The following is a 21,225-nucleotide window of genomic DNA, read 5'->3' as shown; positions in this document are numbered from 1 at the left end:
CACGTAACCGTGTGTTGACGGAATCCTGACGAAAAAAACTCGGTCGTTATGCCTGAAAAGTCCTGGTCGGCAGAGGCTGACCAGGACTTTTCGTCTGTTCTCGCTGACTCCGGCGGCCTTGGCCGCTAGTCTCCGTCGAGAGCCGACGCGCACGGGGTGTTCGCGGCTCACCAGGTGAGGGGCGATCCCCGCTGCCTCACCGGTCCGTATCCGACAGATCGACATCCGAGGTGACGTAGGCGTGGCTCTTCCGCCCCTTACCCCTGAACAGCGCGCAGCCGCGCTCGAAAAGGCCGCCGCGGCTCGCCGGGAGCGGGCCGAGGTCAAGAATCGACTCAAGCACTCCGGCGCCTCCCTCCACGAGGTCATCAAGTCGGGCCAGGAGAACGACGTCATCGGCAAGATGAAGGTCTCCGCCCTGCTGGAGTCCCTGCCCGGTGTGGGCAAGGTCCGTGCCAAGCAGATCATGGAGCGGCTCGGCATCTCCGAGAGCCGCCGTGTGCGGGGTCTTGGCTCCAACCAGATCGCATCCCTGGAGCGCGAGTTCGGCGGCACCGCCGCCTGAGTTCTCAGGCACCCCTGAGAACCTGGATAATCGCTCCATGGCTGCAACATCCCGGGGGACGTCCCCCGTACCCCCGGACGTACGTCCGCGGCTGACCGTGCTCTCCGGCCCCTCGGGGGTCGGCAAGAGCACGGTCGTCGCGCATATGCGCAAGGTCCACCCCGAGGTGTGGCTCTCGGTGTCGGCGACGACCCGCAAGCCCCGCCCCGGCGAACGCAACGGCGTCCACTACTTCTTCGTGGACGACGAGGAGTTCGACAAGCTGGTCGCCAACGGCGAGCTGCTGGAATGGGCCGAGTTCGCCGGCAACCGCTACGGCACGCCGCGCCGCGCCGTGCAGGAGCGGCTGGAGGCGGGGGAGCCGGTGCTCCTGGAGATCGACCTCCAGGGCGCCCGGCTGGTCCGCCAGTCCATGGCCGACGCCCAGCTGGTCTTCCTCGCCCCGCCGAGCTGGGAGGAACTGGTCCGCCGGCTCACCGGCCGGGGGACCGAGGCGCCCGAGGTGATCGAACGCCGGCTCGGCGCCGCCAAGGTGGAACTGGCCGCCGAAGCGGAGTTCGACACGACGCTCGTCAACACCTCCGTCGAGGACGTGGCACGCGAGCTGCTAGCCTTGATGCTGGAGGCTTCCGGCCACCGCGCCGCCGGCGAGTGAACCACCGGCAGCGGGGCCCGGCATCAAGGCCCCTGACTGTCAAAGAATTCTTTGATCTTCATCCCCTTCGGAAGGCAGAGCGTGTCCTCTTCCATCACCACGCCCGAGGGCATCATCAACCCGCCGATTGATGAGCTCCTCGAAGCAACCGACTCGAAGTACAGCCTCGTGATCTACGCCGCCAAGCGCGCGCGCCAGATCAACGCGTACTACTCGCAGCTCGGTGAGGGCCTCCTCGAGTACGTCGGTCCGCTCGTCGACACCCACGTGCACGAGAAGCCGCTCTCGATCGCGCTCCGCGAGATCAACGCGGGCCTGCTCACGTCCGAGGCCATCGAGGGCCCCGCGCAGTAAGCAGCGACGACGCACCTTCACCCCGGGCCCGGCGGATCATCCGCCGGGCCCGGGGCCTTTCCTTTGGATCAGGCTGGATCAGGGAGCGGGGCGTGGTGCGTGTGGCTGCAAGGCGGAGGAGGGCGACAACGCGGAGCGTCGGCAACTGACGACAACGCGGCAGACACGCGTGCCACGCCCCGCGAGCCCAGCCTGATCCAAAGGGAAGGCCCGGGGCGTGTCCGGGCCGACCGACCGGCGCCCGCGCCCGTGAGGCAGCATGGAGGCGTACGCACGCAGGGTGCGTGACCGAGTGCGGGGAGACGCAGTGGACAAGCCGAAGGTCGTTCTGGGGGTCAGCGGCGGCATCGCCGCGTACAAGGCGTGCGAGCTGCTGCGCCGGCTGACCGAGTCCGGCCACGACGTACGGGTCGTCCCCACCGCGTCCGCCCTGAACTTCGTCGGGGCCGCGACCTGGTCCGCGCTCTCCGGCCACCCCGTCTCCACCGAGGTGTGGAACGACGTCCACGAGGTGCCCCACGTCCGGATCGGGCAGCACGCCGACCTCGTCGTCGTCGCCCCCGCCACCGCCGACATGCTCGCCAAGGCCGCCCACGGCCTCGCCGACGACCTGCTCACCAACACCCTGCTCACCGCCCGCTGCCCGGTCGTCTTCGCCCCGGCCATGCACACCGAGATGTGGGAGCACCCCGCCACCCAGGAGAACGTCGCGACGCTGCGCCGCCGGGGCGCCGTCGTCATCGAGCCCGCCGTCGGCCGCCTCACCGGCGTCGACACCGGCAAGGGCCGCCTCCCCGACCCGGGCGAGATCTACGAGGTCTGCCGCCGGGTCCTCGCCCGGGGCGCGGCCGCCCCCGACCTCGTGGGCCGGCACGTGGTGATCAGCGCCGGCGGTACGAGGGAACCCCTCGACCCGGTCCGCTACCTCGGCAACCGCTCCTCCGGCAAGCAGGGCTACGCGCTCGCCCGCACGGCCGTCGCGCGCGGCGCCCGGGTCACCCTGGTCGAGGCCAACACCGGGCTTCCCGACCCGTCCGGCGCCGACGTCGTCCGTGCCGGCACCGCGACACAGCTGCGCGAGGCCGTGCTGAAGGCGGCCCGGGACGCCGACGTCGTGGTCATGGCGGCCGCCGTCGCCGACTTCCGGCCCGCCGAGTACGCCACCGGGAAGATCAAGAAGAAGGACGGCCAGGAGCCCGCCCCCCTCGTGCTCGTCCGCAACCCGGACATCCTCGCCGAGGTCTCCGCCGAGCGCGCCACGCCCGGGCAGGTCGTCGTCGGATTCGCCGCCGAGACCGACGACGTCCTGGCCAACGGCCGCGAGAAACTGCGCCGCAAGGGCTGCGACCTGCTGGTGGTCAACGAGGTCGGGGAGCGCAAGACCTTCGGCGCCGAGGAGAACGAGGCCGTGGTGCTCGGCGCCGACGGCACCGAGACCCCCGTGCCCTACGGGCCCAAGGAGGCCCTGGCCGACACGGTGTGGGACCTCGTCGCGGCCCGCTTCGGATGAATTCGCGGTGACACGCCGGGGCGGACAGCGTCCCCGCGACACGGTCCGGGACCTTGCGGCAGCAGGCTTCCGGGGTGTTCCGGCCCCGGTGGGACTCGTCACAGGAGGGCCAAAGGGCGAGACACGCTGTCCGCCGGCCGGAGCTGACCGATAAACTGCTCTCTGGACCATGCCGGGCGCAGCTCCCGGACCGTCCGGCCAATGATCAGCCAGCAGCCGCTGCAACCCCAGGGAGCGATGTGTCCCGCCGTCTCTTCACCTCGGAATCCGTGACCGAGGGCCACCCCGACAAGATCGCCGACCAGATCAGCGACACCATTCTCGACGCGCTCCTGCGCGAGGACCCCTCCTCCCGCGTCGCCGTCGAGACCCTGATCACCACCGGTCTCGTGCACGTCGCGGGTGAGGTCACGACCAAGGCCTACGCCGACATTCCGACGCTGGTCCGCAACAAGGTTCTGGAGATCGGCTACGACTCCTCGAAGAAGGGCTTCGACGGCGCCTCCTGCGGTGTCTCGGTGTCCATCGGTGCCCAGTCCCCGGACATCGCCCAGGGCGTCGACACGGCGTACGAGAAGCGGGTCGAGGGCGATGAGGACGAGCTCGACAAGCAGGGCGCCGGCGACCAGGGCCTGATGTTCGGCTACGCCTGCGACGAGACCCCCGAGCTCATGCCGCTGCCGATCTACCTCGCGCACCGGCTCTCCCGCCGGCTGTCCGAGGTCCGCAAGAACGGGACCATCCCCTACCTGCGCCCCGACGGCAAGACCCAGGTCACCATCGAGTACGACGGCGACAAGGCCGTCCGCCTCGACACGGTCGTCGTCTCTTCGCAGCACGCCAGCGACATCGACCTCGACTCGCTGCTCGCGCCCGACATCCGCGAGTTCGTCGTCGAGCACGTGCTGAACCAGCTCATCGAGGACGGCATCAAGCTCGACACCGAGGGCTACCGCCTCCTGGTCAACCCGACCGGCCGCTTCGAGATCGGCGGCCCGATGGGCGACGCCGGTCTGACCGGCCGCAAGATCATCATCGACACCTACGGGGGCATGGCCCGCCACGGAGGCGGCGCCTTCTCCGGCAAGGACCCGTCGAAGGTGGACCGCTCGGCCGCCTACGCCATGCGCTGGGTCGCCAAGAACGTCGTCGCGGCCGGCCTCGCCGCCCGCTGCGAGGTCCAGGTCGCGTACGCGATCGGCAAGGCCGAGCCGGTGGGCCTCTTCGTGGAGACCTTCGGCACCGCCGCGGTCGACACCGAGAAGATCGAGCACGCCATCGGAGAGGTCTTCGACCTCCGCCCGGCCGCGATCATCCGCGACCTCGACCTGCTGCGCCCGATCTACGCCCAGACCGCCGCGTACGGCCACTTCGGCCGCGAGCTGCCCGACTTCACGTGGGAGCGCACGGACCGGGTGGACGCGCTGCGCGCCGCCGCCGGCCTGTAAGCACCGCGCACCGCCGGTCTGCCGCCGGAGCCCGGACACCGTGACGGTGTCCGGGCTCCGGCGTTTCACGGCCGGGGTCACGGGGCGGGCCGGCGCCGTTGTCCGAGGCGTCTGGTAGGGATGGAGCTGTGAGCAGCGAGAACGAGCGGTCCGACGAGCCCGGGGCCGGGGCGCCGGAACAGCTTGCGTTGATCCGGGAGGCCGTCCGCAAGGCGGACGTGCCGCGCGCCAAACCGCGCACCTGGCGCGGTGCCGCCCTCGCCGAGGAACTGCCCGTCGCCCGCGTCCTCGTCAACAAGGGCGCGCTCCACCTCGACCAGTACTTCGACTACGCCGTCCCCCAGGAGCTGGACGCCGACGCACAGCCCGGGGTGCGCGTCCGGGTCCGCTTCGGTGCCGGGGGCCGCCATGTGCGCGGCGGCCGGCGCGAGGGCGGCGGGCTCGTGGACGGCTTCCTCATCGAGCGGCTGGCCGAGTCCGACTACAACGGGGCGCTCGCCGCGCTCGCCTCCGTCGTCTCGCCCGAGCCGGTCCTCGGCCCCGGCCTCCTCGCCCTCGCCCGCGCCGTCGCCGACCGGTACGCGGGCAGCCTCGCCGACGTCCTCCAGCTCGCCGTCCCCCCACGCAACGCGCAGGCCGAGGCCAAGCCGTCGCCCGCGCCCCTGCCCGCCCCCGCGCCCCCCGCCCCCGGGAGCTGGGAGCGGTACGCGCAGGGACCCGCGTTCCTCTCCGCGCTGGCCGGCGGAGGCGCGCCCCGGGCCGTGTGGACCGCGCTGCCCGGACCGCACTGGCCGGCCGAGATCGCCGCGGCCGTGGCGGCCACCCTGTCCTCCGGGCGCGGCGCCCTCGTCGTCGTCCCCGACGGGCGGACCGCCGCCCGGGTCGACGCCGCGCTCACCGCCGCCCTCGGCGAGGGGCGGCACGCGCTGCTCACCGCCGGCTCCGGGCCCGGGAAGCGCTACCGGGAATGGCTCGCCGTGCGGCGCGGCTCCGTCCGGGCGGTGGTGGGAACCAGGGCGGCGATGTTCGCGCCCGTCGCCGACCTCGGGCTCGTCGTCGTCTGGGACGACGGGGACTCCAGCCACAGCGACGACCGCGCCCCTTTCCCGCACGTCCGGGAGGTCCTGGAGTTGCGGGCCACGCACGGCCGGTGCGCCTTCCTGCTCGGCTCCGTCAGCTGCACCGTGGAGGCCGCGCAGCTCGTGGAGAGCGGGTGGGCGCTGCCGCTGCGCGCCGACCGGGACCAGGTGCGGGCGGCGGCGCCCGTCATCCGCACCGTGGGTGACGGTGAGCTCGCGCGGGACGGGGCCGCGCGGGCCGCCCGGCTGCCCAGCCTCGCCTGGCAGACCGTCCGGGACGGGCTGCGCACCGGTCCGGTGCTGGTCCAGGTGCCCCGCCGGGGTTACGCCCCCCGGCTCGCCTGCGAGCGCTGCCGTGAGCCCGCCAGGTGCCGGCAGTGCGCAGGACCGCTGGAGGCGCCGGACCAGCAGGACCTGAACTGCGCGTGGTGCGGACGGGCCGAGACGTCCTGGCACTGCGTGGCCTGCGGCGGGCGGCGGCTGCGCGCCCAGATCGTGGGGGCCAGGCGCACGGCGGAGGAACTGGGCCGGGCGTTTCCGGCGGTGCCGGTGCGGACGTCGGGGCGCGACCACGTCCTCGACTCTGTGCCGGCCCAGCCCGCGCTGGTCGTCAGCACGCCGGGCGCCGAGCCGGTCGCCGAGGGCGGATACGCGGCGGCGCTCCTGCTCGACGGCTGGGCGATGGTCGGCCGGCCCGATCTGCGCGCCGGTGAGGAGGCACTGCGCCGGTGGACGGCCGCCGCCGCGCTGGTCCGGGGGCGGCCCGAGGGCGGCACGGTGGTCGTCGTCGCCGAGCCGACGCTGCGGCCCGTGCAGGCGCTGGTCCGCTGGGACCCGGTCGGCCACGCCAGGCGGGAGCTGGCGGAGCGGGCCGAGCTGGGCTTCCCGCCGGTGTCCCGGATGGCGTCGGTGACGGGGGAGCCGGAGGCGCTGGCCGCGTTTCTCGCGGGTGCGCGGTTGCCTTCGGACGCGGAGGTGCTGGGGCCGGTGCCGGTGCCGGCCGCGGTGCCGGGGCGGCCCCGGCGGGCGTTCGAGGCGCCGGCGGGGGAGGTCTGGGAGCGGGCGTTGGTGCGGGTGCCGCCCGGGAGCGGGGCGGCGCTGGCCGCGGCGTTGCGTGCTGCGCGCGTGGCGCGTGGTGGGGGTGGGGGAGCGGTGCGGGTGCGGGTGGATCCGGTGGACATCGGCTGAGGTCTTTGTCCTCAAGCGCCGGACGGGCTGGGTGTGGTGCCGCGGGTGTTCGGGTGCGGGCGCGTCTTGGCGAGGCCCTGTCCTCAAGCGCCGGACGGGCTTGATTTTGGCTGACGTGCCGCAGCCAGGCTTGGTTTTGCGCGGGCGCGACTGACGTGTGCGACTGACGTGTGAGTGCCGGCGCGGTTGATGCCCTGAGGCGGGCCGCCCCCTCGCGTGTCGAGGGGGCGGCCCGCTCACCCGTGGGTCAGCCGTTGCGGGGCCCAGGGAAGGGGTTGGGGCGGTCCGGCTGGGGTTGCGGGGTGCGGGCGGCCGGGACCGTGGGGGCGCGTTGGGGGACGACCTCGGCGGCCTCGGGCGCCGTGGGCTGCGGGGCCGTGCGCCGTGATCCGTAGCGGCGGTGGACGGCCTGTTTGGTGACCCCGAGGGCGGAGCCCACCGCGTCCCAGGAGAAGCCCAGTGAGCGGTCGAAGTCCACGGCCGCCGTGACCAGCGTCTCGACGCTGTCCCGCAGTTCCTGGGCCAGTCTCACCGTCGGGGCCGGGGCCCTGCCGTAGACGACGAAGCCCGCGGACGGGCCGGTGCGGCGCGGACGGTAGACGTTGCCCAGCTGAGCGGTGAGCGTGCGCAGTGCGTCCACCTGCCGCCGGACCCGCTCGATGTCCCGCACCAGGAGATGCAGGCTGGCCCGCGCTTGGGCGTCGTGGGTTGCGTGGTCGGCCATGAAGAAGCCTCTCGAACCGGCGTTGAAAGGGATCGGGCCGCACCAGGGCGGCTCGCTTCGGTCAATCTCTCTTGACCAACGCCGCACCCGGGGATCTGGTCACGCCCAGGGGGCGTATGCACACCTGCGAGGGGCGCGCGATCGCGCGTACGCCCCCCGGCCCGCCGCCCCATAGACTTGTGCGTTGCTCGTCACCGTAACGTTTCGGCCTGAGAGTCCGGCCTGAGAGGCAGTCAGCCACCCATGAAGCTCGTCTTCGCAGGCACCCCCGAGGTAGCCGTTCCCGCACTCGACGCCCTGATCGCCTCCGGCCGGCACGAGGTGGCCGCCGTCGTCACCCGGCCCGACGCCCCCGCGGGGCGTGGCCGGCGGCTGGTGGCCAGCCCGGTCGCCGAGCGCGCCGAGGAGGCCGGGATCGAGGTGCTGAAGCCCGCCAGGCCCCGGGACGAGGACTTCCTCGCGCGGCTGCGGGAGATCGCGCCGGACTGCTGCCCGGTCGTCGCGTACGGCGCGCTGCTGCCCAAGGCGGCGCTCGCCATTCCGGCGAAGGGCTGGGTCAATCTGCACTTCTCGCTGCTGCCCGCGTGGCGCGGCGCGGCCCCGGTGCAGCACGCGGTGATGTCCGGCGACGAGGTGACGGGGGCGTCCACCTTCCTCATCGAGGAGGGGCTCGACTCCGGGCCCGTCTACGGCGTGCTGACCGAGGAGGTCCGCCCGGCCGACACCAGCGGCGATCTGCTGACCCGGCTGGCGTTCGCCGGGTCCGGACTGCTGGCCGCGACCATGGACGGCATCGAGGACGGCACCCTGCACGCCGTGCCGCAGCCCGCCGACGGGGTCACCCTCGCGCCGAAGATCACCGTCGAGGACGCCCAGGTCCAGTGGTCCGCGCCCGCCCTGCGCGTCGACCGCGTCATCCGCGCCTGCACCCCCGCCCCCGGCGCGTGGACGCTGTTCCGCGGCGAGCGCCTGAAGCTCGTCCAGGCCACCCCCGCCGTCGACCGGTCCGAGCTGGCGCCCGGTGAGCTGTCGGTGGGCAAGAACAACGTGTTCGTCGGCACCGGGTCGCACGCGGTCGAGCTCCTGTGGGTGCAGCCGCAGGGCAAGAAGCCGATGCGCGCCGCCGACTGGGCGCGCGGGGTGCGCATCGTCCCCGGCGAGCTCGTCGGGAGCTGAGACCCCGGGGCGGGACGGCTGAGATCCCGGGGCGGGGACGTAGGCTGGGAGGGTTCGTCCTCTCGATCCTCAGCGGAGCACCTTTCACGTGAACGACCAGCCGCGTCGCCGTCCCGCCAAGCCCCACCGCCGCCCCCAGAAGGACCCGGTCCGCTTCCTCGCCTTCGAGGTCCTGCGGGCCGTCGACGAGCGCGACGCGTACGCGAACCTCGTCCTGCCCCCGCTGCTGAAGAAGGCCCGGGCCAAGGGCGACTTCGACCACCGCGACGCCGCCCTGGCGACCGAGCTGGTCTACGGCACGCTGCGCCGCCAGGGGACGTACGACGCGATCGTCGCCGCGTGCATCGACCGGCCGCTGCGCGAGGTGGACCCGCCGGTCCTGGACGTGCTGAACATGGGCGTGCACCAGCTCCTCGGCACCCGCATCCCGACCCACGCGGCGGTCTCCGCCAGCGTGGAGCTGGCCCGGGTGGTGCTGGGGGAGGGGCGCGCCAAGTTCGTCAACGCCGTCCTGCGCAAGGTGTCCGCCGACGACCTCGACGGCTGGGTCGCTAAGGTGGCCCCCGCCTACGAGGACGACGCCGAGGACCACCTCGCCGTCGTCCACTCGCACCCGCGCTGGGTCGTCTCCGCGCTCTGGGACGCCCTCGGCGGCGGCCGCGCCGGGATCGAGGACCTGCTCGACGCGGACAACGAGCGGCCCGAGGTCACCCTCGTCGCCCGCCCCGGCCGCTCCACCACCGCCGAGCTCACCGAGGAGCTGGGCGAGGACAACGCCCTGCCCGGCCGCTGGTCGCCCTACGCCGTGCGGATGGCCGAGGGCGGCGAGCCCGGCGCGCTGACCGCCGTGCGCGAGGGCCGGGCCGGGGTCCAGGACGAGGGCAGCCAGCTCGTCGCCGCCGCCCTGGCCGCCGCCCCGCTGGAGGGCCCCGACGCCCGCTGGCTCGACGGCTGCGCGGGCCCCGGTGGCAAGGCCGCCCTGCTCGCCGCCCTCGCGGCGGACCGCGGCGCCGCCCTGCTGGCCGCCGAGAAGCAGCCGCACCGCGCCCGCCTCGTGGAGCGCGCGCTGGCCGGCAACCCCGGCCCGTACCAGGTGATCACCGCCGACGGCACCCGCCCGCCGTGGCGCCCCGGCAGCTTCGACCGGGTCCTGATGGACGTGCCCTGCTCCGGGCTCGGCGCGCTCCGCCGCCGCCCCGAGGCCCGCTGGCGCCGCCGCAAGGAGGACCTGGAGGGCTTCGCCCCCCTCCAGCGCGGGCTGCTGCGCGAGGCGCTCAAGGCCGTACGGGTCGGCGGGATCGTCGGGTACGCGACCTGTTCGCCGCACCTCGCGGAGACCCGGGTCGTCGTGGAGGACGTGCTCAAGGGGCGCGGCGGGGCGCCCGTCGAGGCGGAGTGGATCGACGCCCGACCGCTGCTGCCGGGCGTGCCCGCGCTGGGCGACGGCCCCGACGTCCAGCTCTGGCCGCATCTGCACGGCACCGACGCGATGTACCTCGCGCTGCTCCGCCGTACCGGCTGATCAAGGCCCCGCGCCGGGACAAATCGCCGGGAATACGCGAACCGTAATGATCCCGTGAGCCTTTGGAGCGCACCGAGGCCGGGAAGTGACGCAGAACATGGCAGGCTTGGCCCATGGCCCAGATCAACCCGAGTATTCTCTCCGCCGATTTCGCGCGTCTCGCCGATGAGGCCAAGGCCGTCGAAGGCGCCGACTGGCTCCATGTCGATGTCATGGACAACCACTTCGTGCCCAATCTGACCCTCGGCGTTCCGATCGTGGAATCGCTCAGCAGGGCCACGGACACGCCGCTGGACTGCCATCTGATGATCGAGGACGCGGACCGCTGGGCACCCCAGTACGTCGAGGCGGGGGCCGGGTCGGTCACCTTCCACGCCGAGGCCGCCGCCGCCCCCGTGCGGCTGGCCCGGGAGATCCGCGCCAAGGGAGCCCGCGCCTCGATGGCGCTCAAGCCGGCGACGCCCATCGAGCCGTACGAGGACCTGCTCCCCGAGCTCGACATGCTGCTGATCATGACCGTGGAGCCGGGCTTCGGCGGCCAGGCGTTCCTGGACATCATGCTGCCGAAGATCCGCCGCACCCGTGAGTTGATCTCCAAGCACGGCCTCGATCTGTGGCTCCAGGTCGACGGCGGCGTCTCCGAGTCCACCATCGAGCGGTGCGCCGAGGCGGGCGCCGACGTCTTCGTCGCCGGCTCGGCGGTGTACGGGGCGGGGGACCCGGCCGCCGCGGTGCGGGCGCTGCGGGCCAAGGCCGACGGGGCCATCAGTGCGGCCGGCTGGGGCTGCGCGCACTGAGGCCGGGAACGGGCGTCGCCCGGGCCAAGGGCAGATGAACGGGTTCCGACGGGACCGGTCAGGGATCGCCGTATCTGACAGGATGAACGGCGTATCAAGAGCGTGAACAGCAGTGAGGAGAACGCGGTGTCTGCAATGTCGGCGGGCCGGTCCGCCCTGCGGATGGGGCCCGCGGAGCTGGTGCAGGCGGCGGCCATGGCCCGCCGCTTCTACCTCGAGGGCAAATCCAAGATCCAGATCGCCGAGGAGTTCGGCGTCAGCCGCTTCAAGGTCGCCCGGGTCCTGGAGACCGCTCTGGAGCGCGACCTCGTACGCATCGAGATCCGGGTCCCGGCCGAGCTGGACGCCGAGCGCTCCGACGCGCTCCGGGCCCGCTACGGACTGCGCCACGCGGTCGTCGTGGAGTCCCCGGCCGAGGAGCAGGACGACGCGGCCGACCCGGAGAACCTGGGCGAGGTCGCGGCCGACCTGCTCGGCGAACTGGTGAACGAGGGCGATGTGCTCGGGCTCGCCTGGGGCCGCTCCACCATCCACATGGCCGCCGCCCTGGACCGGCTGCCCCCGTGCACGGTCGTGCAGCTCACCGGGGTGTACGACGCGGGCACCGCCGAGCGCGGTTCGGTGGAGGCCGTGCGGCGCGCAGCCCAGGTCTCCGGCGGGGAGGCGCACCCGATCTACGCGCCGATGCTGCTGCCGGACCCGGCGACGGCCGCCGCGCTGCGGCACCAGACGGGGATCGCCCGCGCCTTCGAGTACTTCGACAAGGTGACGGTCGCGGCCGTCTCCATCGGTTCCTGGGAGCCCGGCATCTCGACCGTGCACGACATGCTCTCCGACGAGGAGCGCCGGCACTACGCCTCGCTCGGGGTCGCCGCCGAGATGTCGGCCCACCTCTTCGACGCGGAGGGCCGCCGGGTCGGCCGGGACCTCGGCGAGCGGTGCATCACCGTCGAGGCGGACCGGCTGCGCCGGATCCCCGAGGTGGTGGCGATCGCGGGCGGGCAGCGCAAGGCCGCCGCGATCGGCGCGGTGCTGCGGTCCGGCCTGGTCACCAGCCTGGTCACGGACACCGCCGCCGCCGACTACCTGCTGACCGAGTCGGCCGCCCCGCGCCGCCCGGCCCTGGAGCGCGCGGACCCGGACGGCGACTGAGGCGTACCAGCGGGAGAGGGGCGAGCGGTCACGGACCGCTCGCCCCTCTCCCGTACCTCCGGTGCTCAGTCCGGGGAGACGCCCAGGACCGTGGACTCCAGGTACTGCTCCGGCTGCTCGTACTGGCTGACGTCGGCCGGGTTGTAGCGGGGCGTCTGCCGGGACCAGTCGAGATTGCCGCGCATCCAGCTGCGCATGCCGTCGAGATACGGCTCCAGCATCCCCGCGAGCTGCGGATACGCCTCCAGCAGCTCGCGCTCCGCCGTCAGGAAGCGCTCCGTCTCGACGGCGAGTTCCGCGCAGACGTGCTCCAGCGCCTGCTGCTTGCCGTAGCCGCGGTGGTGGCGGACCAGGTGGACGAGGTTGTGGATCTCGCCGAGCACCTGTTCCTTCTCGTACGAGTACACGTCATTGGCCCAGCAGACGTGGTTGCAGGACGCTTCGAGGGCGGTGATGAACCGGGGGTCGTTGTGGATCGAGGAGGGCGCCTCGATGCCCGCGACGATCTCTATCAGGTCCATGCAGACGATGATCGCGCCGGTGTGGCGGCGCTTCTCTATGTACAGCTCCTCCGACGGCACCACGCCCGCGGCCCGGTTCCCGGCCTCCCAGGTGGTGGCGGTGGTGAGGTACTTCTTCAGGTGCCAGGCGAACCTGCGCCGCCAGTGCACCGCCGCGGTCGGCGTCGTGCGTTGCCACAGGTCGATGAGGGCCACCACGGCGGCGGGCAGCTCCTCGCTCTCCAGCACCCCGGTGCGGGTGCCCTCGACCACGGACAGCATCAGCGCGACGACATCCCGCACCCGCTCCGGGCTCCGGCCGAGGTGGCCGTCGTCGAGCTGGTCGTCCACGAGGAAGAGCCAGACGAACCAGTCGGCGACCAGGTCCAGATTCTCGCTGTCGGCGGTCGGGTAGACCATGCCGACGAACGCGCCGAAGTCCGCCTGCTCGAAGCGCTTCCTGGCCGAATCCCGGTGTACAAGACCGGTGTTGCGGGTCCAGGTGTCCAGATGCTCCCGTACGTGAGCGACGTGCGGGTTCATCCGCTGGGGGAACGGGCAGTAGATGTCCGGCAGTTCGATCTCCACGGGCGGGGCGTGATCCTCTCCGGTCGTACGGGTGACGGAAGTTGAGCATGATCCGTCCGTTCCTCCGGGGCGTTGTGGTGACCCACGGGACCTGCGGGTTTGAAGCTACCTGACCCCCTGTCACCAGGTCCAGGGCAGATGATCGGGAATGGTTGAAAGCTGTTCGGGTAAGGTCTCGGGGCAAGGCAGGTGGCACTTGCCCGGGACTCCCGCAGCGGTTCCTTCCTCTTCTTTCGTAGGAACATACGAGCGTGGGAGTCATTTGCTGTGTCTTCGTGGGAGCGACCTGCGCCATTTCGTATGAAAAAATGAGTGTTATGCGTTTTCTTGAGCCCGGCACCGGTCGCTATACAGGGTCCCCCTCGGTCCCGTACGACCTCACGTACGACGACGTCTTCATGGTCCCGGGCCGCTCGGCGGTCGGATCGCGCCAGGGTGTCGACCTCTCCTCGCCCGACGGCAGCGGCACCACCATCCCGCTGGTCGTCGCGAACATGACCGCCATCGCGGGCCGCCGGATGGCCGAGACCGTCGCCCGCCGCGGCGGCCTCGTCGTCATCCCGCAGGACATTCCGATCGAGGTCGTCACCGAGGTCATCTCCTGGGTCAAGACGCGCCACCTGGTGCTCGACACGCCCATCGAGCTGTCGCCGGGACAGACCGTCGCCGACGCGCTGTCCCTGCTGCACAAGCGCGCGCACGGCGCCGGAGTCGTCGTGGACGCCGACCGTCGGCCCGTCGGCGTGGTCACCGACCACGACCTGTCCGGCGTGGACCGCTTCACCCAGCTCTCCGAGGTCATGTCCAAGGACCTGGTCCTGCTGGACGCGGACATCGACCCGCGCGACGCCTTCAACAAGCTGGACGGCGCCAACCGCAAGCTCGCCCCCGCCGTCGACGCGGACGGCCGCCTCGTCGGCATCCTCACCCGCAAGGGCGCGCTGCGCGCCACGCTCTACACCCCCGCCACCGACGCGGCCGGCAAGCTCCGGATCGCCGCCGCCGTCGGCATCAACGGCGACGTGGCCGGCAAGGCGAAGCAGCTCCTCGACGCCGGGGTGGACACCCTCGTCGTGGACACCGCGCACGGCCATCAGGAGTCCATGATCAACGCGGTGCGCGCGGTCCGGGCGCTGGACCCGCAGGTGCCGATCGTGGCGGGCAACATCGTCGCCGCCGAGGGCGTGCGCGACCTCATCGAGGCCGGCGCGGACATCATCAAGGTCGGCGTCGGACCCGGCGCCATGTGCACCACCCGCATGATGACCGGCGTGGGCCGCCCCCAGTTCTCGGCCGTGCTGGAGTGCGCCGCCGAGGCGAAGAAGTACGGCAAGCACGTCTGGGCCGACGGCGGGGTCCGCCACCCGCGCGACGTGGCCATGGCCCTCGCGGCCGGCGCGTCCAACGTGATGATCGGCTCCTGGTTCGCCGGTACGTACGAGTCCCCGGGCGACCTCCAGCAGAGCGCCGACGGCCGCTTCTACAAGGAGTCCTTCGGCATGGCGTCCGCGCGCGCCGTGAAGAACCGCACCTCCGACGAGTCCGCGTACGACCGGGCCCGCAAGGCGCTCTTCGAGGAGGGCATCTCCACCTCGCGGATGTTCCTGGACCCGGCGCGGCCCGGTGTCGAGGACCTGGTCGACTCGATCATCGCGGGCGTCCGCTCCTCCTGCACGTATGCGGGCGCGGCCTCCCTCGCTGAGTTCGCCGAGAAGGCCGTCGTCGGCGTCCAGAGCGCGGCCGGCTACGCGGAGGGCAAGCCGCTGCACGCCAGCTGGAGCTGACCCGTGGTCTACTGCCGGGGGGCGGCACGCGCCGTCCCCCGGCACAGTCATGCCCGGCTCCGTCCGCGCCCCGCAGAGAAGTGACCCGTACGACGTGCGACTGAACGACCTCGACGAACGCATCGTCCACGCCCTGGCCGAGGACGCCCGCCGCTCCTACGCCGACATCGGCTCGATCATCGGCCTGTCCGCGCCCGCCGTGAAACGCCGGGTGGACCGGCTGCGCGCCGAGGGGGCCATCACCGGGTTCACCGTGCGGGTCGACCCGGCCGCGCTCGGCTGGGAGACCGAGGGGTACATCGAGATCTACTGCAGCCGCAACACGTCCCCGGAGTCCATCAAGCAGGGCCTCGCCCGCTACCCCGAGGTCGCCTCCGCGTCCACGGTCACCGGCGACGCGGACGCGCTGGTGCAGGTCTTCGCCGCGGACATGCGGCACTTCGAACAGGTCCTGGAGCGGATCGCGGGGGAGCCGTACGTGGAACGGACGAAGTCGGTGCTGGTGCTTTCGCCGCTGTTGCGGCGGTATCCGGGGTAGCGGCCGCCCGCTGGGTGGGGCCGGTCCTCCGGCGGCGCGCAACGAATCGCCGCATCCCGCGCGATCCGCGCAACGGATCGCCCGTCGGTGCGCAACGGTCGCGCCTTGTCCGGGCCGAACGGCTGAACGTACCGTTTCTACGTCCCCGCCCCGCCCGTATCGTCCGAGGTCAGCCATGCCGTCGTTGCGCACCGCCCTGCTCCAGAGCTCCGGGCGTCCCGGCTCGGTCGCCGGCTCCGTCGAGCTGCTGGCGGACGCCGCGCGCCGTGCCGCCGGCACCGGGGCCCGGCTCCTGGTCTGCCCCGAGCTGTCCCTCACCGGGTACGCGATCGGCGACGACGTCCCCCGGCTGGCCGAGGCCGCCGACGGGCCCGCCGCCCGCGCCGTCGCGGAGATCGCCGTGCGGCACCGGATCGCCGTGCATTACGGCTACCCCGAGCGCGACGGCGACACCCTGTACAACTCGGCGCAGCTCATCGGCCCCGACGGCACCGCGCTCGCCAACTACCGCAAGACCCACCTCTTCGGGGACTTCGAGCAGCGCTGGTTCACCCCCGGGGGGCAGCCCGTGGTCCAGGCCGAGCTGGACGGCGTCCGGATCGGCCTGCTGACCTGCTACGACGTCGAGTTCCCGGAGAACGTGCGGGCGCACGCCCTGGCCGGCACCGACCTCCTGCTGGTCCCGACCGCGCTGATGCACCCCTTCTCGTTCGTCGCCGAATCCCTCGTCCCGGTCCGCGCCTTCGAGAGCCAGCTCTACATCGCCTACGTCAACCGGACCGGTCCGGAAGGCGCGTTCGACTTCACCGGGCTGAGCTGCCTGGCCGGTCCCGACGGCACGGTCCGCGCCCGTGCGGGGCGCGGCGATGAGCTGGTCACCGCCGACGTCGACCTCGCCCTGCTCGCGGAGTCGCGGGCCGCCAACCCGTATCTCCGCGACCGCCGCCCCGGCCTGTACGGCTCCCTGGTCTGAGCCCGCCAGCCCCGTTCACGTCTTCGCCCGTCCCGCAAGGAGCCCGTACCCCATGACCGCCGTGCCCCCCGCCGTCCAGCACACCGAGGAAGCGGCCCCGCCGATCACCATGTTCGGGCCGGACTTCCCGTACGCGTACGACGACTTCCTCGCCCACCCGGCGGGCCTCGGCCAGATACCGGCGACCGAGCACGGCACGGAGGTGGCCGTCATCGGCGGCGGGCTCTCCGGCATCATCACCGCGTACGAGCTGATGAAGATGGGCCTGAAGCCGGTCGTCTACGAGGCCGACCGCATCGGGGGACGGCTGCGCACGGTCGAGTTCGAGGGCTGCGCGACCGACGGCGAACCGCTCACCGCCGAGATGGGCGCGATGCGTTTCCCGCCCTCCTCGACCGCCCTCCAGCACTACATCGACCTCGTCGGCCTGGAGACGAAGCCGTTCCCGAACCCGCTCTGCCCGGCCACCCCCTCGACCGTGGTCGACCTCAAGGGCGAGTCCCACTACGCCAGGACCATCGACGAACTCCCGCAGGTCTACCGCGATGTGATGGACGCCTGGAACCGCTGCCTGGAGGAGGGCGCCGACTTCTCCGGCATGAACCGGGCGATGCGCGAGCGCGACGTTCCCCGGATCAGGGAGATCTGGTCCCGGCTGGTCGAGAAGCTGGACAACCAGACCTTCTACGGCTTCCTCTGCGACTCCGACGCCTTCACGTCGTTCCGGCACCGCGAGATCTTCGGCCAGGTCGGCTTCGGCACCGGCGGCTGGGACACCGACTTCCCCAACTCGATCCTGGAGATCCTGCGCGTCGTCTACACCGAGGCGGACGACCACCACCGCTCCATCGTCGGCGGCAGCCAGCAGCTCCCGCTGCGCCTGTGGGAGCGCGAGCCGCGGAAGATCACACACTGGCCGCTCGGCACCTCGCTGTCCTCGCTGCACGGAGGCGAGCCGCGCGGGGCCGTCACCCGGCTGAACCGTACGGCCGGCAACCGGATCACCGTCACCGACGCCTCCGGCGACATCCGCACCTTCCGCGCGGCCGTCTTCACCGGGCAGTCCTGGCTGCTGCTCTCCAAGATCGCCTGCGACGACGCGCTCTTCCCGATCGACCACTGGACGGCGATGGAGCGCACCCACTACATGGAGTCGTCCAAGCTGTTCGTGCCCGTCGACCGGCCGTTCTGGCTGGACAAGGACGAGACCACCGGCCGCGACACGATGTCGATGACGCTGACCGACCGGATGACCCGGGGCACGTACCTGCTGGACGACGGGCCGGACCGGCCCGCGAGCATCTGCCTCTCGTACACCTGGTGCGACGACAGCCTGAAGTGGCTGCCGCTGTCGGCGGCCGAGCGGATGGACGTCATGCTGAAGTCGCTCGGCGAGATCTACCCGAACGTCGACATCCGCAGCCACATCACCGGCAACCCGGTCACCGTCTCCTGGGAGAACGAGCCGTGGTTCATGGGCGCGTTCAAGGCCAACCTGCCCGGGCACTACCGCTACCAGCGGCGCCTGTTCACCCACTTCATGCAGGACCGGCTGCCCGCCGACAAGCGGGGCCTGTTCCTGGCCGGTGACGACATCTCCTGGACGGCCGGCTGGGCCGAGGGCGCGGTGCAGACCGCGCTGAACGCGGTGTGGGGCGTGATGACCCACTTCGGCGGCGCGACCGACGCGACCAACCCCGGCCCCGGCGACCGCTTCGACGAGCTGGCCCCGGTCGAACTCCCCGAGGACTGAGCGGGCGCCCGGTTCACGAGTCCGTGGCCGGGCGTTCCTCGTCGTAGGCGGACGTGCCCGAGTCGAGCAGCGGCTCCTGCGTCTTGAGGTGCGCCGGGGCGAACGCCCGCAGCACGTGGTAGCCGGTGATCACGACGATGGTGCCGAGCGCGATCCCGCTCAGCTCGAAGTTGTCCGTGATCTTCAGGCTGACCCCGCCGACACCGATGATGATCCCCGCCGCCGCCGGCACCAGGTTCAGCGGATTGCGCAGGTCCACCTTGGCGTTCAGCCAGATCTGGGCGCCGAGCAGGCCGATCATGCCGTACAGGATGACGGTGATGCCGCCCAGCACCCCGCCGGGGATCGCGGCGACGACGGCGCCGAACTTCGGGCAGAGACCGAAGAGCAGGGCGAAGCAGGCGGCGGCCCAGTAGGCGGCGGTGGAGTACACCCGCGTCGCGGCCATCACGCCGATGTTCTCGGAGTACGTGGTGTTCGGCGGGCCGCCCACCGCCGTCGACAGCATCGACGCGGCACCGTCCGCCGCGATCGCCGTGCCCAGCTTGCCGTCCAGCGAGCGGCCGGTCATCTCGCCGACCGCCTTCACATGGCCGGCGTTCTCCGCGATCAGGGCGATGACGACGGGCAGGGCGACCAGGATCGCCGACCACTCGAAGCTCGGCGCGTGGAACGAGGGCAGCCCGATCCAGTCGGCCTTCCCGACGCCCGAGAGGTCGAGGCGCCAGTGGTCCACCGACTCGGCGCCGCCGGCGGGGGAGTGGATCTTCCCGAAGACCCGGTCGAGCAGCCAGGACAGCACGTAACCGAAGACCAGCCCCAGGAAGATCGCGATCCGCGAGAAGAAGCCGCGCAGGCACACCACGGCCAGACCGGTGAACAGCATCACCAGCAGCGCCGTCCACTGGTCCTGCGGCCAGTACGTCGACGCGGTCACCGGCGCCAGGTTGAACCCGATGAGCATGACCACCGCGCCCGTCACCACCGGCGGCATCGCCGCGTGGATGATCCGCGCACCGAAGCGCTGCACCGCGAGGCCGGCCAGGAAGAGCACCACGCCGACCACGAAGACCGCGCCGGTCACCACCGCGCTGTCGCCGCCGCTCGCCCGGATCGTCGCGGCGACGCCGACGAACGAGAGCGAACAGCCCAGGTAGCTCGGCACCTGGCCGCGCGTGGCCAGCAGGAAGATGGCCGTCGCGACACCGGACATCATGATCGCCAGGTTGGGGTCGAGCCCCATGAGGACGGGCGAGACGAACGACGCGCCGAACATGGCGACCACGTGCTGCGCGCCGAGCCCGAAGGTGCGGGGCCAGGTGAGCCGCTCGTCGGGGCGGACCACCGCTCCCGGTGCGGGCGTCTTCCCGTCGCCGTGCAAGGTCCAGCGCACGCCGAGGCCCATGGTTGCTCCCTGTGTGTAGGTGCGTGAGCCCGTGCCACCGGGGCACGGCGCTCATCGCGGAAAAGATCAGCGCCATGGTAGTGGTGCCCGGCCCGCGCGCCCCGGCCGGACCCGCCTGTTCCGGTTCTCCGGTGCCGTGGCTCCCGGACAGGGGTCAGGCGCCGGGGTTGCCCGCCGCCGTGTCCGGTACCGCCGCGCCCCGGGACACCGGCTTGCGGTCACCGGCCCGCAGCACCCCCGCCCCCAGGACCAGGCCGAACGCCAGCACCGACACCAGGCCGAACGACACGACCAGCGAGGTCGCCTCGGCCAGCGAACCGATCGCCGACGGGGCGATGAGGCCGGAGGTGTACGTGATCGTCGCGACGCCCGCGATGGCCTGGGCCGGCTTGGGCCCGCTGCGCCCGGCCGCCGCGAAGGCGAGCGGGACCACCACGGCGATGCCGAGTCCCATCATCCCGAACCCGCACATCGCGAGCGCGGCGTGCGGAGCGGTGACCACCAGGACCCCGCCGGCCGTGGCCAGGACGCCTCCGGCCCGTACGGTGCGCACCGCGCCGAAGCGGTCGACGACGCGGTCTCCGGCGATCCGGGCGATCGCCATCGTCAGCGCGAACGCGGTGGTGGCCACCGCGGCGAGGCCGGCCGAGCTGTCCAGCGTGTCGCGGAGGTAGACCGCCGACCAGTCGAGGCTGGCCCCCTCGGCGAACACCGCGCAGAAGCCCACCGCACCGATGATCAGGGCCGACCTGGGGGGCAGCGCGAAACGCGGCGGCGGCTCCTCGTCCGGCTCGCTGCGCAGGTCGAACACCCACTGGCACGCGATCAGGCCGAGCAGGGTCAGCACCACGGCGGCTATCACGTGGTGCAGTCGGGCGTCGGTGCCCGCGTGGGCGGCGACCGTGCCCGCCGCCGACCCCAGCAGGGCGCCCACGCTCCACATGCCGTGCAGCCCGGACATGATCGACTTGTCGAGGCGGTTCTCCACCTCGACCCCGAGCGCGTTCATCGCCACGTCGGAGACGCCCGCCGACGCGCCGTACACGAACAGCGCCGCGCACAGGGTGACCAGGTTGGGCGCCAGGGCGGGCAGGATGAGCGACAGCGTCCACAGGGCCAGCAGCCCGCGCAGCGCGGTCCGGGCGCCGAAGCGGTGGCTCACCGCGCCGGCCAGCGGCATCGCGACCGAGGCCCCGATCGCGGGGAAGGCGAGCGCGAGGCCCAGCTGGCCCGCGCTCACGCCGGCGTGGTCCTGGATCCAGGGGACCCGGGTGGCGAAACTTCCGGTCACCGACCCGTGCACGGTGAAGACCGCCGCGACGGCGTACCTGGCCCGCCGCACCTCCCTGGTGCTGAAGACCGGAGCCGTGGATGTGGTTGTCATATCGCCGTGCCCTCCCCTGAGGTCCTGTTCCATGCTGCGGGTGATGATGCGGGCGCTAAACTATCAGGAACCCTGCCTGATAAATAGACCGTCCGTACGCCTCGGGTCCGGCGGTCATCTGGAAGGATTC

General features: G+C 72.4%; 18 protein-coding genes. 14 read left to right on the top strand and 4 right to left on the bottom strand.

The features are described from left to right. Window positions 1-241: 241 nt before the first annotated feature. The 6 genes from ACLQ2N_RS31135 (at window position 242) to ACLQ2N_RS31110 (ending at window position 6,799) form a co-directional block, all read left to right on the top strand. Window positions 242-565, top strand: a complete 324-nt coding sequence (locus ACLQ2N_RS31135) for an integration host factor (protein ID WP_018103912.1) — start codon at window positions 242-244, stop codon at window positions 563-565. A gap of 37 nt (window positions 566-602) precedes the next feature. Then, window positions 603-1,220, top strand: a complete 618-nt coding sequence (gmk, locus tag ACLQ2N_RS31130; RefSeq protein WP_425818288.1) for a guanylate kinase — start codon at window positions 603-605, stop codon at window positions 1,218-1,220. An 81-nt stretch (window positions 1,221-1,301) separates the two neighbouring features. Continuing rightward, the gene (gene rpoZ, locus ACLQ2N_RS31125) at window positions 1,302-1,574 is read left to right on the top strand and encodes a DNA-directed RNA polymerase subunit omega (RefSeq protein ID WP_003970369.1); all 273 of its coding nucleotides are present in this window, start codon (window positions 1,302-1,304) and stop codon (window positions 1,572-1,574) included. Window positions 1,575-1,881: 307 nt separating this feature from the next. Further along, a complete protein-coding gene (gene coaBC / locus ACLQ2N_RS31120) occupies window positions 1,882-3,084 on the top strand; it encodes a bifunctional phosphopantothenoylcysteine decarboxylase/phosphopantothenate--cysteine ligase CoaBC (RefSeq protein ID WP_425818284.1) in 1,203 nt (400 codons plus the stop codon). Between the two features lie 239 nt (window positions 3,085-3,323). After that, window positions 3,324-4,532, top strand: a complete 1,209-nt coding sequence (metK, locus tag ACLQ2N_RS31115; RefSeq protein WP_164402777.1) for a methionine adenosyltransferase — start codon at window positions 3,324-3,326, stop codon at window positions 4,530-4,532. Window positions 4,533-4,660: 128 nt separating this feature from the next. Further along, window positions 4,661-6,799, top strand: a complete 2,139-nt coding sequence (locus tag ACLQ2N_RS31110) for a primosomal protein N' (protein WP_425818282.1) — start codon at window positions 4,661-4,663, stop codon at window positions 6,797-6,799. A 247-nt stretch (window positions 6,800-7,046) separates the two neighbouring features. On the opposite strand, the gene ACLQ2N_RS31105 is transcribed toward ACLQ2N_RS31110, so the two are convergent. Continuing rightward, the gene (locus ACLQ2N_RS31105) at window positions 7,047-7,523 is read right to left on the bottom strand and encodes a hypothetical protein (protein ID WP_425818280.1); all 477 of its coding nucleotides are present in this window, start codon (window positions 7,521-7,523) and stop codon (window positions 7,047-7,049) included. Between the two features lie 243 nt (window positions 7,524-7,766). On the opposite strand from ACLQ2N_RS31105, the gene fmt reads away from it, so the two are divergent. From fmt to ACLQ2N_RS31085, 4 genes are all read left to right on the top strand, one after another. After that, window positions 7,767-8,699, top strand: coding sequence for a methionyl-tRNA formyltransferase (fmt, locus tag ACLQ2N_RS31100; RefSeq protein WP_425818278.1), 933 nt, complete (start codon window positions 7,767-7,769; stop codon window positions 8,697-8,699). A gap of 88 nt (window positions 8,700-8,787) precedes the next feature. After that, a complete protein-coding gene (locus ACLQ2N_RS31095) occupies window positions 8,788-10,221 on the top strand; it encodes an RsmB/NOP family class I SAM-dependent RNA methyltransferase (RefSeq protein WP_425818276.1) in 1,434 nt (477 codons plus the stop codon). 113 nt (window positions 10,222-10,334) lie between these two features. Beyond that, window positions 10,335-11,018: a ribulose-phosphate 3-epimerase gene (gene rpe / locus ACLQ2N_RS31090; protein WP_425818274.1), complete on the top strand. Its 684-nt coding sequence runs from the start codon at window positions 10,335-10,337 to the stop codon at window positions 11,016-11,018. 135 nt (window positions 11,019-11,153) lie between these two features. Then, window positions 11,154-12,170, top strand: coding sequence for a sugar-binding transcriptional regulator (locus tag ACLQ2N_RS31085; protein WP_018103922.1), 1,017 nt, complete (start codon window positions 11,154-11,156; stop codon window positions 12,168-12,170). Window positions 12,171-12,235: 65 nt separating this feature from the next. Here the strand turns inward: ACLQ2N_RS31085 and ACLQ2N_RS31080 are convergent, their stop codons facing one another. Further along, a complete protein-coding gene (locus ACLQ2N_RS31080; RefSeq protein ID WP_425818272.1) occupies window positions 12,236-13,258 on the bottom strand; it encodes a terpene synthase family protein in 1,023 nt (340 codons plus the stop codon). 317 nt (window positions 13,259-13,575) lie between these two features. Between ACLQ2N_RS31080 and ACLQ2N_RS31075 the strand changes: the two genes are divergently transcribed. The 4 genes from ACLQ2N_RS31075 (at window position 13,576) to ACLQ2N_RS31060 (ending at window position 18,306) form a co-directional block, all read left to right on the top strand. Then, window positions 13,576-15,042 (top strand): GuaB1 family IMP dehydrogenase-related protein, encoded by a 1,467-nt coding sequence (locus ACLQ2N_RS31075; protein ID WP_425818270.1) that lies wholly within the window; start codon window positions 13,576-13,578, stop codon window positions 15,040-15,042. 94 nt (window positions 15,043-15,136) lie between these two features. Next, window positions 15,137-15,580, top strand: a complete 444-nt coding sequence (locus ACLQ2N_RS31070; protein WP_161208500.1) for an Lrp/AsnC family transcriptional regulator — start codon at window positions 15,137-15,139, stop codon at window positions 15,578-15,580. 175 nt (window positions 15,581-15,755) lie between these two features. After that, window positions 15,756-16,553, top strand: a complete 798-nt coding sequence (locus ACLQ2N_RS31065) for a carbon-nitrogen hydrolase family protein (RefSeq protein WP_425818268.1) — start codon at window positions 15,756-15,758, stop codon at window positions 16,551-16,553. Between the two features lie 52 nt (window positions 16,554-16,605). Then, complete coding sequence (locus ACLQ2N_RS31060; protein ID WP_425818266.1) at window positions 16,606-18,306, top strand: flavin monoamine oxidase family protein; 1,701 nt, start codon at window positions 16,606-16,608, stop codon at window positions 18,304-18,306. 13 nt (window positions 18,307-18,319) lie between these two features. On the opposite strand, the gene ACLQ2N_RS31055 is transcribed toward ACLQ2N_RS31060, so the two are convergent. Both ACLQ2N_RS31055 and ACLQ2N_RS31050 read right to left on the bottom strand, forming a co-directional pair. Next, window positions 18,320-19,711 (bottom strand): uracil-xanthine permease family protein, encoded by a 1,392-nt coding sequence (locus ACLQ2N_RS31055; RefSeq protein ID WP_425818264.1) that lies wholly within the window; start codon window positions 19,709-19,711, stop codon window positions 18,320-18,322. A gap of 154 nt (window positions 19,712-19,865) precedes the next feature. Beyond that, window positions 19,866-21,095 carry an MFS transporter gene (locus ACLQ2N_RS31050; protein ID WP_425818262.1) on the bottom strand — a complete coding sequence of 410 codons (1,230 nt, stop codon included), beginning with the start codon at window positions 21,093-21,095 and terminating at the stop codon, window positions 19,866-19,868. Between the last annotated feature and the right edge of the window lie 130 nt (window positions 21,096-21,225).

It is taken from the genome of Streptomyces sp. DT224 (assembly GCF_049844595.1).
Taxonomy (GTDB): Bacteria; Actinomycetota; Actinomycetes; order Streptomycetales; family Streptomycetaceae; genus Streptomyces.
Note: the sequence above shows the minus strand (reverse complement) of the source record. Positions and strands in the feature narration are given on the sequence as shown.

Bases quoted from the DNA above. Each gene is read 5' to 3' on its own strand.
- ACLQ2N_RS31105 (WP_425818280.1), bottom strand. From the start codon at position 7,523: ATGGCCGACCACGCAACCCACGACGCCCAAGCGCGGGCCAGCCTGCAT.
- fmt (WP_425818278.1), top strand. From the start codon at position 7,767: ATGAAGCTCGTCTTCGCAGGCACCCCCGAGGTAGCCGTTCCCGCACTC.
- rpe (WP_425818274.1), top strand. From the start codon at position 10,335: ATGGCCCAGATCAACCCGAGTATTCTCTCCGCCGATTTCGCGCGTCTC.
- gmk (WP_425818288.1), top strand. From the start codon at position 603: ATGGCTGCAACATCCCGGGGGACGTCCCCCGTACCCCCGGACGTACGT.
- ACLQ2N_RS31050 (WP_425818262.1), bottom strand. From the start codon at position 21,095: ATGACAACCACATCCACGGCTCCGGTCTTCAGCACCAGGGAGGTGCGG.
- ACLQ2N_RS31065 (WP_425818268.1), top strand. From the start codon at position 15,756: ATGCCGTCGTTGCGCACCGCCCTGCTCCAGAGCTCCGGGCGTCCCGGC.
- ACLQ2N_RS31060 (WP_425818266.1), top strand. From the start codon at position 16,606: ATGACCGCCGTGCCCCCCGCCGTCCAGCACACCGAGGAAGCGGCCCCG.
- ACLQ2N_RS31085 (WP_018103922.1), top strand. From the start codon at position 11,154: ATGTCGGCGGGCCGGTCCGCCCTGCGGATGGGGCCCGCGGAGCTGGTG.
- ACLQ2N_RS31075 (WP_425818270.1), top strand. From the start codon at position 13,576: ATGCGTTTTCTTGAGCCCGGCACCGGTCGCTATACAGGGTCCCCCTCG.
- ACLQ2N_RS31055 (WP_425818264.1), bottom strand. From the start codon at position 19,711: ATGGGCCTCGGCGTGCGCTGGACCTTGCACGGCGACGGGAAGACGCCC.